This is a genomic window from Candidatus Thalassolituus haligoni, assembly GCF_041222825.1.
In the GTDB taxonomy this organism is placed as follows: Bacteria; Pseudomonadota; Gammaproteobacteria; order Pseudomonadales; family Oceanobacteraceae; genus Oceanobacter; species Oceanobacter antarcticus.
On sequence record NZ_CP139482.1, the window covers coordinates 3,720,253 to 3,734,600 of the forward strand.

The 14,348-nt window shown below is 53.7% G+C and carries 11 protein-coding genes and 4 tRNA genes; 2 read left to right on the forward strand and 13 right to left on the reverse strand.

Translation table 11 applies throughout. The features are described 5' to 3' along the window. Positions 1-8: 8 nt before the first annotated feature. Positions 9-377, reverse strand: a complete 369-nt coding sequence (gene secE / locus SOJ49_RS16705; protein ID WP_369855623.1) for a preprotein translocase subunit SecE — start codon at positions 375-377, stop codon at positions 9-11. A gap of 50 nt (positions 378-427) precedes the next feature. Beyond that, positions 428-503, reverse strand: a tRNA-Trp gene (locus SOJ49_RS16710). A gap of 472 nt (positions 504-975) precedes the next feature. On the opposite strand from SOJ49_RS16710, the gene fusA reads away from it, so the two are divergent. Further along, on the forward strand, positions 976-3,063 hold the full coding sequence (fusA, locus tag SOJ49_RS16715) for an elongation factor G (RefSeq protein ID WP_369855624.1): 2,088 nt from the start codon (positions 976-978) through the stop codon (positions 3,061-3,063). A gap of 72 nt (positions 3,064-3,135) precedes the next feature. Here fusA and SOJ49_RS16720 read toward each other — a convergent pair whose 3' ends face one another. The 11 genes from SOJ49_RS16720 to SOJ49_RS16770 form a co-directional block, all read right to left on the reverse strand. Then, positions 3,136-4,638 (reverse strand): lipid A-modifier LpxR family protein, encoded by a 1,503-nt coding sequence (locus SOJ49_RS16720; protein WP_369855625.1) that lies wholly within the window; start codon positions 4,636-4,638, stop codon positions 3,136-3,138. Positions 4,639-4,927: 289 nt separating this feature from the next. Next, positions 4,928-6,151, reverse strand: a complete 1,224-nt coding sequence (tuf, locus tag SOJ49_RS16725; RefSeq protein ID WP_369855604.1) for an elongation factor Tu — start codon at positions 6,149-6,151, stop codon at positions 4,928-4,930. A gap of 90 nt (positions 6,152-6,241) precedes the next feature. Next, positions 6,242-6,317, reverse strand: a tRNA-Thr gene (locus SOJ49_RS16730). Between the two features lie 13 nt (positions 6,318-6,330). Continuing rightward, positions 6,331-6,404: transfer RNA gene (locus SOJ49_RS16735), tRNA-Gly, on the reverse strand. A gap of 74 nt (positions 6,405-6,478) precedes the next feature. Then, a tRNA-Tyr gene (locus SOJ49_RS16740) sits at positions 6,479-6,562 on the reverse strand. 100 nt (positions 6,563-6,662) lie between these two features. Further along, a complete protein-coding gene (locus tag SOJ49_RS16745) occupies positions 6,663-7,322 on the reverse strand; it encodes a hypothetical protein (RefSeq protein WP_369855626.1) in 660 nt (219 codons plus the stop codon). Continuing rightward, positions 7,295-8,008, reverse strand: a complete 714-nt coding sequence (locus SOJ49_RS16750; RefSeq protein WP_369855627.1) for a type III pantothenate kinase — start codon at positions 8,006-8,008, stop codon at positions 7,295-7,297. Before SOJ49_RS16750 ends, SOJ49_RS16745 begins: the two co-directional genes overlap by 28 nt. After that, positions 7,989-8,945, reverse strand: a complete 957-nt coding sequence (birA, locus tag SOJ49_RS16755) for a bifunctional biotin--[acetyl-CoA-carboxylase] ligase/biotin operon repressor BirA (RefSeq protein ID WP_369855628.1) — start codon at positions 8,943-8,945, stop codon at positions 7,989-7,991. The genes SOJ49_RS16750 and birA overlap by 20 nt, the downstream gene beginning before the upstream one ends. A 199-nt stretch (positions 8,946-9,144) precedes the next feature. Next, complete coding sequence (locus SOJ49_RS16760) at positions 9,145-11,376, reverse strand: TonB-dependent receptor (protein WP_369855629.1); 2,232 nt, start codon at positions 11,374-11,376, stop codon at positions 9,145-9,147. Positions 11,377-11,505: 129 nt separating this feature from the next. After that, positions 11,506-11,787 carry a hypothetical protein gene (locus SOJ49_RS16765; protein ID WP_369855630.1) on the reverse strand — a complete coding sequence of 94 codons (282 nt, stop codon included), beginning with the start codon at positions 11,785-11,787 and terminating at the stop codon, positions 11,506-11,508. A gap of 140 nt (positions 11,788-11,927) precedes the next feature. Further along, the gene (locus SOJ49_RS16770) at positions 11,928-13,055 is read right to left on the reverse strand and encodes a potassium channel family protein (RefSeq protein WP_369855631.1); all 1,128 of its coding nucleotides are present in this window, start codon (positions 13,053-13,055) and stop codon (positions 11,928-11,930) included. Between the two features lie 167 nt (positions 13,056-13,222). Between SOJ49_RS16770 and SOJ49_RS16775 the strand changes: the two genes are divergently transcribed. Then, complete coding sequence (locus SOJ49_RS16775; RefSeq protein WP_369855632.1) at positions 13,223-14,230, forward strand: adenosine kinase; 1,008 nt, start codon at positions 13,223-13,225, stop codon at positions 14,228-14,230. Positions 14,231-14,348: the final 118 nt, after the last annotated feature.

Consider the following 14,348-nt stretch of genomic DNA (forward strand, 5'->3'; position numbering starts at 1 on the left):
ACTCTACCTCAACCAATCAGCGCGGAAATTGCCCAACCGAGCAACGAATCCAGACCCCACAACACCAGTGCCATAACAACCACAACCACCACGACCATCAATGTCATCTGAGTTGTTTCCTGGCGTGTCGGCCAAACCACCTTGCGACGTTCGACGTTGGCTTCTTTGAGAAGCTGCATAAATGCCTTGCCCTGAAAAGTTGTCAGTGCAGCAGCTGCGCTCACCAACATCAAGACAACGACAGCGAGAATCCGATACAGAAAAGGCGCATCGGCATACATATAATTGCCAACTACAGCCGCCGCCAAAAAAGCAACAGCCAACAACCACTTGACAACATCCATCGACGAACCTGCTGTTTTGCTATCGGTACTCATTACAATTCCCTGAAGCCAAAAATGGCAGCCGAAGCTACCATCAGGATATTTGGCAGGCCAGGAGGGACTCGAACCCACAACTTTCGGTTTTGGAGACCGACGCTCTACCAATTGAACTACTGGCCTAATACACTTTATAAGGGCGCTGCACTATACAGCACCTTCTGCAGATTGCAACCCAACATGGTTCAAAACTTGCAATTCACGACTGAACGCCTGCGCGAACGCGAGACGAAAAGATGTCCGTTTCAGACGAGGGCAGATAATACATAGGCAACCACAGATACACCAGAGCTATTTTTCACTTGCTGCTGTTATCGTCATTTTACTGGTACCTCTTATCCACGATCTTATCCACGATCATCCGCAATCAGCTGCCAGACAAACAAGAATCATTACTATCAATATTAGCCAAAACAGCAACGCTTGACCAACACCAACGGCATTTCAAACCCCGAAACACCAAACTCAGGCGGCTTTTACAAAAAATAATGGCTAAAACGGCTTTTTATTACGATTTCTTTGCCTGGGGTGATCAAAAACGACTGAAAAACCTGTAAATTGGCGACCGATTTTCACTTTGCTTATCGAGTGCGCTATGACTGACTTATCCAAATACAGAAACATCGGCATCTTCGCTCACGTTGACGCTGGTAAGACCACTACAACCGAACGTATCCTGAAGCTGACCGGCATGATTCACAAAACCGGTGAAGTACACGATGGCGAGTCCACCACAGACTTCATGGAACAGGAGGCAGAACGTGGTATTACCATTCAGTCGGCCGCTGTTACCTGCTTCTGGAAGGATCACCGCTTTAACGTCATCGATACTCCTGGACACGTTGACTTCACCGTCGAAGTATACCGTTCACTGAAAGTACTGGATGGCGGTATCGGCGTATTCTGCGGTTCCGGTGGTGTTGAGCCACAGTCTGAGACCAACTGGCGCTACGCCAACGACTCCGAAGTCGCCCGTGTTATCTTCGTGAACAAGCTGGACCGCCTCGGTGCCGACTTCTTCCGCGTTGTCGACCAGGTCAAAAATGTACTGGCCGCCCGCCCGCTGGTTATGGTTCTGCCCATCGGCACCGAAGACGAATTTGTTGGTGTTGTTGACCTGCTGAGCCAAAAAGCCTACGTATGGGATGACTCTGGCCTGCCAGAAAATTACGAAATCACTGACGTGCCAGCAGACATGCTGGACGACGTTGAAGCCTATCGCACCGAGCTGATCGAAACTGCGCTGGAAGTCGACGAAGACTTGCTGATGGAATACCTGGAAGAAGGCACCGAGCCTTCTATGGAAGACATCAAGCGTTGTATTCGTGAAGGTACTCGTACCCTGCAGTTCTTCCCGACTTATTGTGGTTCTGCCTTCAAGAACAAAGGCGTTCAACTGGTTCTGGATGCCGTGGTTGACTACCTGCCATCACCGGATGAGGTCGATCCACAAGACCTGACCGATGAAGAAGGCAACCCGACTGGCGCAAAAGCCATCGTATCGGCAGACGAGCCATTCCGCGCACTGGCCTTCAAGATCATGGATGACCGTTTCGGCGCCCTGACTTTCATACGTGTTTACTCCGGCACGCTGAACAAGGGTGACACCATCCTGAACAGCTTCACCGGCAAAACCGAGCGTGTTGGCCGTATGGTTGAGATGCAGGCTGATGACCGCAAGGAAATCAGCAGTGCCCAGGCGGGTGACATTCTCGCCATCGTTGGCATGAAAAACGTTCAGACTGGTCATACCCTGTGTGATCCCAAGCATGAATGTACTCTGGAAGCCATGGTGTTCCCTGAGCCGGTAATTTCCATCGCCGTAAGCCCGAAAGACAAGGGTGGCGTTGACAAGATGGGTATCGCCATCGGCAAGATGGTGGCAGAAGATCCTACTTTCCAGGTTGAAACGGACATTGACTCCGGCGAAACCATTCTGAAAGGCATGGGCGAGCTGCACCTGGATATTAAAGTCGACATCCTCAAGCGTACCTACGGCGTTGAATTGGTCGTTGGTCAGCCGCAGGTTGCCTACCGCGAAACCATCACCCTGCCGATTGAAGACACCTACACCCACAAGAAACAGTCTGGTGGTTCCGGTCAATACGGCAAGATCGATTACCGCATCAAGCCTGGCGAACCAGGTACTGGCTACCAGTTCAAGTCAGCCGTTGTTGGCGGTAACGTTCCGAAGGAATTCTGGCCAGCCGTCGAGAAGGGCTTCAAGTCCATGATGAACGAAGGCACCCTGGCAGGCTTCCCGGTGCTGGATGTTGAAGTTGAACTGTATGATGGTTCTTACCACGCCGTTGACTCCTCTGCGATCGCATTCGAAATCGCAGCAAAAGGCGCTTTCCGTCAATCCATGCCGAAGGCCGGTCCACAGCTGATCGAACCGATCATGAAAGTGGATGTATTCTCCCCCGATGACAACGTGGGTGATGTTATTGGCGACCTGAACCGTCGTCGCGGCATGATCAAGGATCAGGAAGCAGGCACCACCGGCGTTCGCATCAAGGCAGACGTTCCGCTATCCGAGATGTTTGGCTACATCGGACACCTGCGGACCATCACTTCTGGTCGCGGTCAGTTCTCAATGGAATTCTCTCACTACATGCCTTGCCCGGCACAGGTAGCCGAGAAGGTCATTGCAGAAACCAAGGCTCGCAAAGCCGAAGGTTAATCTTCGCACACACTAAAAACCCCCGCACAGTACACGCTGTGCGGGGGTTTTTATTGTCCGACCGGAGCTATATCAGTCAGGCCAGTTGTCGCGATTGTGATAGGTCGCCACAAGCAGCAGCGCCGGAATAAATGCCGCCGCCCAGTCCGACTTCCCTTCTACCAGCAACTCAGCCCAGGCATGCTGTTCTTTTTGCTCCAGCGTTTCTTCTGTGCGGTAATTGTAGCGGGCACCAAATCCCCAACTATCTCTCCAGCCAACCATGACCCCGAACGATGCCGACGCAATCCAGGGATTACGATGTACCTTGAGGGTGCCACCCTGCTGCATCACCGGGTTTGTACTGTTCGGATTACTCCCGGCAGGTACATGGATGCCATCGTCGATCAGGTAGTTATAGGCGACATAATGACCGCTGACATTACCGTTAATTTCAGTATAGAACCCGGCCGGATTGCAGCTGGTCAGGGCAAGGTTCTGCATCTCGCTATTTAACGCCTGCAACTCTGCCTGGGCTTGCTCCAATACCCGGTAAACATCCGCCATATCCTGATCATTCACACTCTCCAACGCTACCAACAAGGTTTGGATGCGCAGATAGATACGATTCGGAATATAGTTATCACCCGACAAATACGCCTGCAGCTCGCGGGTATACACGTCAAACTTCTCCGCGAGAGGAATTCCCTGCTCAGCTACCGTACTGACAAACAGCATTTTACTGGCAGCAAAACGTTCGCAACGGCGAGCCTGAGGCCAAACCATCGCCAACTCCGCCCCATAACCCACCCGACCGATAATCGTTCCCAGTTCAGCCTTGGCAAAATGGCTGATCGCCAGATGTCCCCATAACATATCCCCCTGCAACAGATGTCTGGCGTACTTACCGGTGTACTGTAAGGCTAAACGGTTTTCTACCTGGGTTTCCCAGCCATCTATCGGATAAGCTCCCTTGAAAGGATACTGATGAGCATTTTCTTGCACCCACCGCCCCGCCGCCGCAGGACCGACGACACCAACAGACATTTCATGCTCGGTATAACCATCCAAACCACGAATAGTGATATTACGGGCAATATTTGCCCAGGCTGCAAACGGACGATCAAAATATTCAGCATTGGCCTTGTACTGAAAACCTGCCGGAGTCATCTCTCCTTCACCGGCATGCTGATACGGGGTGTACATCTTGTGACCCATACTGTAGCCGTAGGTCACCAGTTTGAGGTCACGATTACTGACATTTGATCTTGAGGCACTGTCACAGCTGCCATGTGTCCCATCAGGGCCACAGCGAAAACCATACAAGCGCCAGCCATCCAGCAGAAAACCACCTTCAAGATTGGCATAAGCACGTATATTCAAAGCATTGGTATAATACTGATCAGTAATGTTTTCACCGGTCAAGGCGTCGTTTTCGATCTGGCTACGCCAGATTTTCTGCAGGTGATCAACATGCCGCTGCTCAAAATCCGAGTCATTAAAAAGCAGCGATAAAAGGGAATAGCTGTCGTCAGACGCATCCGCAACAGCCAGAGAGCAAGAAACAAGCAAGCAGATAAAGGTAATCGATTTCATACAATCCCTGTAAACACGCAGCCAAGTAGAGCAGCAGGTTACAGCCAGATCAGCCGAAAGCAAACCATACGGGGCCAGACCATACAAAACCCGACGAGCACTGTTTACAACGGCACTGCCAACAGCCTGCAGCTGTCCTGTCTCGTCGTAATAGATCCTGCACTATAATCATAGCCACCAATCAGCCCTGAATAACCACCCTGTCGGCTTTTCTCAGGCACAAAAAAAGCCCCGACGGAGCGGGGCTTTTTTTGATCTGGGCCGAATAACTCAGCCCCGACGTTTGGTCTTACTCGACGATCTTGGCTACAACGCCAGCACCAACGGTACGGCCACCTTCACGAATCGCGAAGCGCAGACCTTCATCCATCGCAATCGGCGCGATCAGGGTAATGGTCAGCTGAACGTTGTCACCTGGCATGACCATTTCCACGCCTTCTGGCAGTTCACACGCACCGGTGACGTCGGTGGTACGGAAGTAGAACTGGGGACGGTAACCTTTGAAGAATGGGGTATGACGACCACCTTCATCTTTACCCAGTACGTAAACTTCGGATTCGAACTTGGTGTGAGGGGTGATAGAACCTGGCTTCGCCAGTACCTGCCCACGTTCGACTTCGTCACGCTTGGTACCACGCAGCAGAACGCCGACGTTTTCACCCGCACGGCCTTCGTCCAGAATCTTGCGGAACATTTCAACACCGGTACAGATGGTCTTGATGGTGTCCTTGATGCCGATAATGGCGACTTCTTCACCAGTACGGACGATACCGCGCTCAACACGACCGGTAACAACGGTACCACGACCCTGAATCGAGAAAACGTCTTCGATCGGCATAATGAAAGCACCGTCAATCGCACGCTCTGGCTCAGGAATGTAGCTGTCCAGGGTTTCTACCAGCTTACGTACTGCGGTAGTTCCCATTTCGTTGTCATCTTCTCCATTCAGGGCCATCAGCGCTGAACCTGGGATGATGGGGGTGTCGTCACCGGGGAAGTCGTATTCGGACAGCAGGTCACGCAGTTCCATTTCGACCAGTTCCAGCATCTCTGCGTATTCTTCTGAGTCTGCGCCACCGCAGTCTTCAGCCAGCAGGTCGGCCTTGTTCAGGAATACCAGGATGTAAGGGACACCCACCTGACGGGACAGCAGGATGTGTTCACGAGTCTGCGGCATTGGGCCGTCAGTCGAACCACATACCAGGATCGCACCGTCCATCTGCGCAGCACCGGTGATCATGTTTTTCACATAATCCGCGTGTCCTGGGCAATCTACGTGCGCGTAGTGACGGTTTGGAGATTCGTACTCAACGTGAGAAGTTGAGATGGTGATACCGCGCTCACGCTCTTCTGGTGCGTTGTCGATACCGTCGAATGCAACGGCTGCGCCGCCCCATACTTCAGCACATACGCGAGTCAGAGCCGCAGTCAGAGTGGTTTTACCATGGTCAACGTGACCAATAGTACCTACGTTTACGTGGGGTTTGGAACGTTCAAACGTTGCCTTAGCCATGACCTTCTCTCTCTTACGTGGTAGTAGATTTCAGACCGACAGATGCACAAAAAGGCAGGCATCAGCCCACCTTTCTGCAATTTAATTCAATGGTGCTGATACCCAGAATCGAACTGGGGACCTCATCCTTACCAAGGATGCGCTCTACCGCCTGAGCTATATCAGCAAAACTAGTAATCTGGAGCGGGTAGCGGGAATCGAACCCGCATCATCAGCTTGGAAGGCTGAGGTTCTACCATTGTACCATACCCGCGAACCTTCAGGCCGAAGCCGGAACCACAGGCCTCGCTCCTGTCAAATCATCGACATTGCGTTGATTCTGAATATTGGTGGTGGGGGCTGGATTCGAACCAGCGAAGCTTTCGCGTCAGATTTACAGTCTGATCCCTTTGGCCGCTCGGGAACCCCACCGAAGTGGCGCGTAATATATGACTGCACCCCAGACCTGTCAACACTTTTTGTTATTTACATCATTTTTTTTGTTGATTCCGGTTATGACGGGCGAGCGTTATCACTCGCACTGGCTCATTTGCCAGGAGACACCGCGATCATCCGCCATGACTCGCTGCCGCAAGCGCTCACCAAATTCATCCGTCACCGGGACTTCAAACCAGAACTCTTCTGCGATGTCCCGAACCTCCCGAACAGCAACCGGGATAGCGTATTTTTTCACCCGCTCCACCAGCTGTTCCGCAGACTCACGCTGGCGGAACAGTCCCAGCGAAACCCCTTCGGACAGCTCACCCTTGGTGATGATGTAACTATCGATGCCACGGCGCTGTAATTCCTTCAGCACCCGGATTGCCGCATCCCGGCTGGCACGCGGTGGTACATGCACCCAGAATTCACGCGGTTCCCCGCCGGGCAATTCTGTTTTGGTCGTTCTACCGGCCATCCCCAGCGCTTCAGCCCGAGCCCGAGCATGGCGTGCATCCAGCTCATCCTGATAAGGGCCGAGCACAAAACAGCGTTTGTTACCCTTGCTCATCCGGCTCTGTGAGTCCTTCGCCTTGGGCAGTGTGACCGCCGCCTCCGACACCAGCGTCAGTCGTTGCCCTGACGCAATTTCAAGGTCTGCAGACGTATTAACCGGCGTTGGTGATTGCTGTTGCCAGTAAACAATCAGAGCCAGCAAGTTGCCTGCTACCAGGCAGAAAAATATCCAGCGCATAAGGTATCCAGTCCGTCAAAGATAAGCTCAGGCCAATAAGGCACGTCCATTGCTACAGCCAGCCACTCGCCATCACCACCGGTAAACAAGGGGACATAGCCGGTAAAGTCATCCAGCACACTACGAACAAAAGCAATCTGCTGACGCCGGATCCCGGCGGTGACACATTGCACAGTATCACGGCCTGGTTGCAGTTGTTCGCTGGCAACCTCGTCCTGATAAGGGCGTACGCGTTCGGTATTTTGCCAGAGTGCCTGCTGTGCCAATGTGAGTCCCGGCACAATAAAACCACCTTCATGCTGATTGTCTGACGACAGAAAATCAACGGTCAGGGCAGTCCCCGCATCAACGACCAACAAATCGGCATCACTGTGCTTGCGAGCTCCCAGCATCGCCAACCAGCGGTCGACGCCAAGACGCTCAGGATGGGAGTAACAATGCCGAAAGTGGTCATGGTCAAGCAGAGGGTGCGACAGCCAGACCAGCCGCTCAGCAAACTGCTGATGCAGTTGTCGGTGCAATCCGGGATTATCATGAACACTGGCAACCAATGCCCGATCAACGGCCGGCCATTGCTGGGCAGCGACATCGGCATGGGCACAGCCGCCACGATGAACAGCGCCATCATCGCCTTGATAGCGCCATTTTATACGGGTATTCCCCGCATCAATTAACAGGACGGACACTCAACTCTCCTGCGATGACCACTTCAATACCGCGCGTGGTTTGCAGCAGCAATTCCCCTTTGCGATTCACACCCTTGACCACACCGTGGCGGGGTTCGGCAATTCCGCTCAACACAACATCCTTGCGATAAAAAATATCTCGCTCAGCCCAATAAGCCATCCATGGGCCAAAGCCTTCACGCTGGAATTCATCCACCGCCCAGTTCAGCTGTTGCAGCAGAGTGGCGGCAACGGTGTTACGCGACAAATTGGGGTGATATTGATGCAACGCCGTCCAGGGCTGTTCGATACGTTCGGCATCCTGCTCACTCAATGCCAGGTTAAGGCCGATGCCGATAACAATCTGGCAAAACCCGGGTTGCGTCTGACGCCCTTCCAGCAAGATACCGGCAACCTTCTTGCCATCGATATACACATCGTTAGGCCATTTCAGCCCAGCACCATTAATGCCCAGAGTCACCAATACCTTTTCCAGCGCAATGGCAACCATCAGGCTGAGTCCTTCCTGCTCCGCCAAAGTGCCAGGCAAGGTCACCAGCAACGACAGATAGATATTTTTGCCAAATGGACTCACCCAATGACGGCCACGCCGGCCGCGACCATTGTGCTGTTTTTCGGCCAGTACGGCATAACGTTTACCCAGATGGTCGGGCGCTCGTTCAAATAACCAGCTATTGGTGGAATCCACATCCAGCAAGATATCAAGACGATCCAGTCGGGCAGCAAGCTGGGCTTCAATCGCAGCCTGATCGAGTAATTCGATGGCATCCTGCAGGCGGTAGCCCTTGCCCTTGACGGAAGAATATGGAATATCCAGTTCATCCAGTTTCTTCATCTGTTTCCATATGGCGGCCCGACTGACCCCCAGCACTTGCCCCAGATCGTCCCCGGAATGAAAACGACCATCGGACAGTAATGCCAGTAACTGACTGAGCATTGGCACGAACTCCGGCTAAATAACGCAGCGACTATAGCAGAAGGGATCATCTATTTAATCCTGCACAGCTCCGCACGAGTAATAGATGATCCCAGAAGATTCGCAGCGCCAGAACGCTGACCCACACAGAGAAGCAAGACGGACAAGCAGAAAAACAGAACCAGGCCGGAATCGGCCTGGTGACAGGAGAAACAACGACTCAGAACGAAACCGTAAGTCCCAGCGACGCGCCTCTGCCGGGCTGAGGGAATTTGTCTTTCACATAGGAGGTATGGTAGCGAACCGTTTCATCCAACAGGTTGCTACCCTTCAGATCCACTTGCCAGCGCCAGTCTGTTAGTTGTGCAGCATAACCAACACCGGCATTCAACAAGGTAAAGGCAGCGGTAGGGGTTTCACTGAGACCACTGCTCTCCGTTTCATACTGCGCCAGACGATCCTGACGGAAGTTGCGGGTCAGCAAAACAAAACCATTCCAGCCGTCACCGTTAATAGCATCTTGCTGCCAATCCAGCCCGGTACCCAAACGATCGGCGGGCATTCTGGGCAGATAGCCGCCTGCACGGAATTCACCACGCACCCGGTCAGCCAGCCACGACCAGCGCAGGCTCTCCTGTAGCTGCCAGAACACTTGCAACTCCGCACCTTGCAACACGGCATCCGCCTGTTCGAAACGATAAGCCTGCAAATCATCCACCAGCAACCAACCCGCAGCATCGGTCTGGGCATCACTGTAAATATAATGATTGATGCGATTGCGGTAGACACTCAAGCTGCCTTGCCAGTCACCGTCCCCCTTGCGAATTCCCAGATCAACATTCAGTGCTTGCTCTGAGGTCAGTTCAGGGTTGCCGATTTCATAAGCCAGTGTCGAGTCATGGGCACCGCAAGAATACAGTTCCTCAGCTGCTGGGGCACGACGTGCCGAGGTCAATGAACTGGCAAACTGCCAACCTTCGGAGTTGCCCAGCATGAAATCACGGATCAACCCCAGCGACAGCGATACATCCGAAAACTCCTGACGCTGATAGTCAGTAGCGGTCATGCCACAGACCGAAGAGGTATCGTCCTCTTGCAAGGCCAGCCCACCTTCCGGATCAATACGGGTATAGTCCAGACGACTGCCCAGCTCCACCGACCAGTCACCCAGCATACGCTCGCCCATCCAGAACAGTGCCAGCGTTTGTGTCGCAGTTTCCGGTACCAGCGCTTCGTCTCCCAAGGCTGAAAAATCCTGGCTGCTGCCTTGTCCGCCAACAACCTGCTGCCAACCCGCAAGCTCCTCCAGCGTCAGCTCAATACGAACATCCGTTACCTTGCGCTTAAAGGTGGTCATGCCGTGCTCAGGTGTTTCTTCTGACGCGCCCGTATCAGCCTCATCATGATCGTGACCACCGGTGTGTCCTTCACTGTGCTGATAATCGGTATAGGCAAGATGGGTACTGATCGACTTGACTGCGGCAATCGGGCTTTCCCAGTAGCCCTCCAGATGCAAACGCCACTGTTCCAGATCCACCCTGGCATCCCCCTCTTCTTCGGCTGCGGTATCTGCTTCTTCAGCATCCTCGTCGTCATGGCTATGCCCAGGCAAACCAAAAGCGGAATCCAGATACCCGACGGAGACACCCACATGGCCATTATCAAAGCGATACTGCCCACCCAGCCCCAGTTCACGACTATGATCAATATCCGAGTTATCCAGAGTGGCCGCTTCAGCCCGGTGATATTCCAGCGATCCATCCTCTTCCTGATGAACTTCGCCACCATCGGATGGCACCCGGTATTCATCTGCCGACATTTGACTAGCGTCGATATGCCAGTCCAGGGATTCAGAGTACTGATGGTGCTCCAGCCCCACCGTTTTGCCATGGTTAACGGTACTGTAATCGACGTTGAGTCGGGTCTCGCTATCCTGCGACGGATCGTGCGCAACCTCACCCACCACATTGACCACACCACCCAGTGCACCGCTGCCATACAACAGCGCCGCTGGGCCACGCAACACTTCCACCTGCTGGGCGCCGTGCATATGTACAGCGACGGCATGATCCGGGCTGATGGTCGACGCATCCACCGCCGCCATACCATCTTCCAGTATCTGTACCCGCGATCCTCCCAGCCCACGAATTACCGGACGACTGACCGCCGCCCCAAAGCTGCTGGCACTGATGCCAGGCTGATTCGCCAGAGTTGCTCCCAGTGTTGCTTCTCGCTGTCGTTGTAACGCCTGTTCCGACAAGACCAGGGATGACTGCGCCAACTCCGCCGGGCTTTTTTGTAATGGCGAGGCCTTGACGACGATTTCTTCAGTGACACCACTCATGCTATTCATGCCATTTGCCTGCTCGTCTGCCGCAGACGGCACCGTGACCAAACCCGCTCCCGCACCACAAGCGACGACTATCGCTCGTGCAAGATGATATTTTTGCATTTCCCATTCCTGTTGTTGTGCCATCGAGATGGCACAGAGATAGCCATGCCACCGCACCTGGCGCGTGACAAAATCTGAATTGGTGTTAGCTGCGCTGCGGGTTATTCCAACAACGCTTGCGAGAAGACATCACACAACAGGCGGGGCGCGGGCAGAGCCGACAGGAGGTGGAGGAGCGGGCAGCCAGTGTGGCATGACCACATCTGGTGCAGGATTACTTGTCAGCGCCGGAACAAACAACGCTGCGGGAGGCAATGGACTATTGACGTCTGGAGTCAGACGACAAAGATCACACTGCTCCCCCGGGGCGTGGTGCAGCAACAATTCGTGCACGCTCTGGGCACTGGCCAGCAGCAGCACCAACAGGCTGAGCAACAAGGCTAATCGTGATGAACGGCGGAAACGCGGCATGACTGACCTAGAAAACAACAACATGCCTCCACGGCCAGGCCAATAGAATGAAATGTTATAAGATCACAAAGTTCGTATAGTCTGCCGAATACGGCCCACGTTGTAAACAGCCAGCAGCAGGTGCTGTCCAAACGTCTCGACTACTCCAGAGTTGCCAGTTTGATATTGAAGTGAACTTCAATCGCGCGCTGAATATCACGCACAGAGGGGGTTTTTTCGGTATGAACCAAGACAATGATCGACTGTGCATGGATGCGCTCATCGCCATCCGGGTGAGTGAATACCTCGCCATCTTTTGACACAAACGCCAGCGGTGTACCCAGATTACTCTGCACAATCGCATTCACCACATCGGCCCAACGTTCGCCCTCCAGCCAAACAGGATAACGCACCGCATGGTCATTGGCGTGGGTAAACATGTCTTCAATAATCAGCTCCACTCCCGGCGCCACCATCGCCCGGACAATAATTTCCGGATACGAGCGGATCGGACGCAACAGCGTTTTGATGTGCAGATCACGCAAACGTGGCCGGTTGGCATCATCCACCACTTCAGCAATCACCCGTGGGCCGAGATGGCGTTCATACAGGCGATAACAAACATCAAAGGTGTAGCTGTCACTGTCAGACGAATATTCATCCCGCGACAGCACAACAATATGCCGCGCCCGCTCAACTCCCGCCTGCGCCAGGTCATCCGGCCGACTCGCCAGACCCGTCACATGCACCACTCCCAGTCGACGCAGACTGTCTGGCAAGCCATCGGCAAAGTCCTGATTCAGCAACATGATGGGCATATCGGTATATTCGCCACTTTCGCGAATCTGGTTCACCATCCGCAGAAAATAGGCTTCGTGGTTATACTTCGGGGCGTTAATAATCAGAATATGTTCAGCCATGTTCCAGTCCCAGTGTCCAGTGCGGATACGCTCCCGCCGTGCAATTCGAAAATCGACATAATCACTGATCAAAAACGTCATCAGCGTGATGCCACAACCATACATCAGCACAATCGTCGTCAGCTGTCCCATCGGTGTCCGTGCTGCAACATCCCCGTAGCCAACCGTTGCCAGTGTGGTCAGCGTTAGCCAGAAGGCCTGCCATAGCGGCATATGCTCCAGCCAGACCATCGCCAGGGTGTGGATACCAACAAACAGCAACAAAATCGATGAGGTGCGGAGCATGGCCCGAAAAATATTGGCTTCGGTCTGATACACCGCATGACGAATGCGTTGATGATGGCGAATGAAACGGGTAACGGAATTCATCGCAGCATCATAAACGTAAACCATGGAAGGCGGGAGTCGGCACGCTTGTCTTGCCCACAATAACACCGGCCCGGATATCTTGTTGCCGCCGCAAACAGTGCCCCGTCACCCGTCACCCCAGGCATTTGTTACACTGAACGCCTCTTTGACACAACATGAGACACACCATGGGATATCACATTTACGGCATAGGCAACGCACTGGTCGACAAAGAATTCGAAGTCGATGATGCCTTTTTTGCCAAGGCAGGCATCGAAAAAGGTCTGATGACCCTGATCGACGAAGAGCAACTGGCCGAGTTGCTGGGGCTACTGACAGAAGCCTATGGGCTAAAAAAACGCGCCTGTGGTGGCAGCGCCGCCAACACCATTATTGGTGCCAGCTACTTCGGTGCCAAAACCTTCTATACCTGCAACGTTGCCAACGACGAATCCGGTGATTTTTATGCCACCGACCTCAAGGCCGCCGGTGTTGCGACCAACCTCGGCAGCGACCGCGAGAGCGGCACCACCGGCAAGTGTCTGGTCATGGTAACCCCGGATGCCGAACGCACCATGAACACCTACCTCGGCATCACCTCCGATCTCCACGCCCGCCACATCAATGAAGAGGCTATTGCCAGTTCGGACTACGTATATATAGAAGGCTATCTGGTCACTGGTGACACCTCCCGCGCCGCTGCCATCCAGGTACGCGAACTGGCCCGCAAACACGGTGTCAAGGTTGCCATGACCTGCTCCGACCCAGCCATGGTGCAATACTTCCGCAGCGGCATACTGGAAATTCTCGGCGACGGCGTCGACCTGTTGTTCTGCAACGAACAAGAAGCCCAATTGCTGACTGAAACCACAACGCTGGATGCAGCCATTGAGGCGCTAAAAGCCACAGCCCATGCCTTTGCCGTTACCTGTGGCAAAGATGGTGCCCTGGCCTGGGATGGGGAACAGCTGCACCGTATTACGCCGCACAGTGTCACTGCAGTCGATACCAATGGGGCGGGTGACATGTTTGCCGGAGCCTTTCTCTATGCCCTGACCCATGGACATGATTTTGCGGCCGCAGGTCGTCTGGCAGCAGCGGCTTCCGCACAAGTGGTTAGCCAGTTTGGACCCCGCCTTGATGCCAGCCAGCACGAACCATTAAAAGCCACTCTCAAACAACAGCAGCCTTCGTAATCCCAGCCCAAAATCCGGGAGCCCAGACGGCTCCTCGGCAATGTCGGCCAACAGCCCATATTGCCGAGGAGCATGACCGAACGCTGACGATGATATGCGGCAACAGGTTACCCGACTG

Coding starts and splice junctions, on each gene's coding strand:
- secE (WP_369855623.1), bottom strand. CDS start 377: ATGAGTACCGATAGCAAAACAGCAGGTTCGTCGATGGATGTTGTCAAG.
- fusA (WP_369855624.1), top strand. CDS start 976: ATGACTGACTTATCCAAATACAGAAACATCGGCATCTTCGCTCACGTT.
- SOJ49_RS16720 (WP_369855625.1), bottom strand. CDS start 4,638: ATGAAATCGATTACCTTTATCTGCTTGCTTGTTTCTTGCTCTCTGGCT.
- tuf (WP_369855604.1), bottom strand. CDS start 6,151: ATGGCTAAGGCAACGTTTGAACGTTCCAAACCCCACGTAAACGTAGGT.
- SOJ49_RS16745 (WP_369855626.1), bottom strand. CDS start 7,322: ATGCGCTGGATATTTTTCTGCCTGGTAGCAGGCAACTTGCTGGCTCTG.
- birA (WP_369855628.1), bottom strand. CDS start 8,945: ATGCTCAGTCAGTTACTGGCATTACTGTCCGATGGTCGTTTTCATTCC.
- SOJ49_RS16760 (WP_369855629.1), bottom strand. CDS start 11,376: ATGCAAAAATATCATCTTGCACGAGCGATAGTCGTCGCTTGTGGTGCG.
- SOJ49_RS16765 (WP_369855630.1), bottom strand. CDS start 11,787: ATGCCGCGTTTCCGCCGTTCATCACGATTAGCCTTGTTGCTCAGCCTG.
- SOJ49_RS16770 (WP_369855631.1), bottom strand. CDS start 13,055: ATGAATTCCGTTACCCGTTTCATTCGCCATCATCAACGCATTCGTCAT.
- SOJ49_RS16775 (WP_369855632.1), top strand. CDS start 13,223: ATGGGATATCACATTTACGGCATAGGCAACGCACTGGTCGACAAAGAA.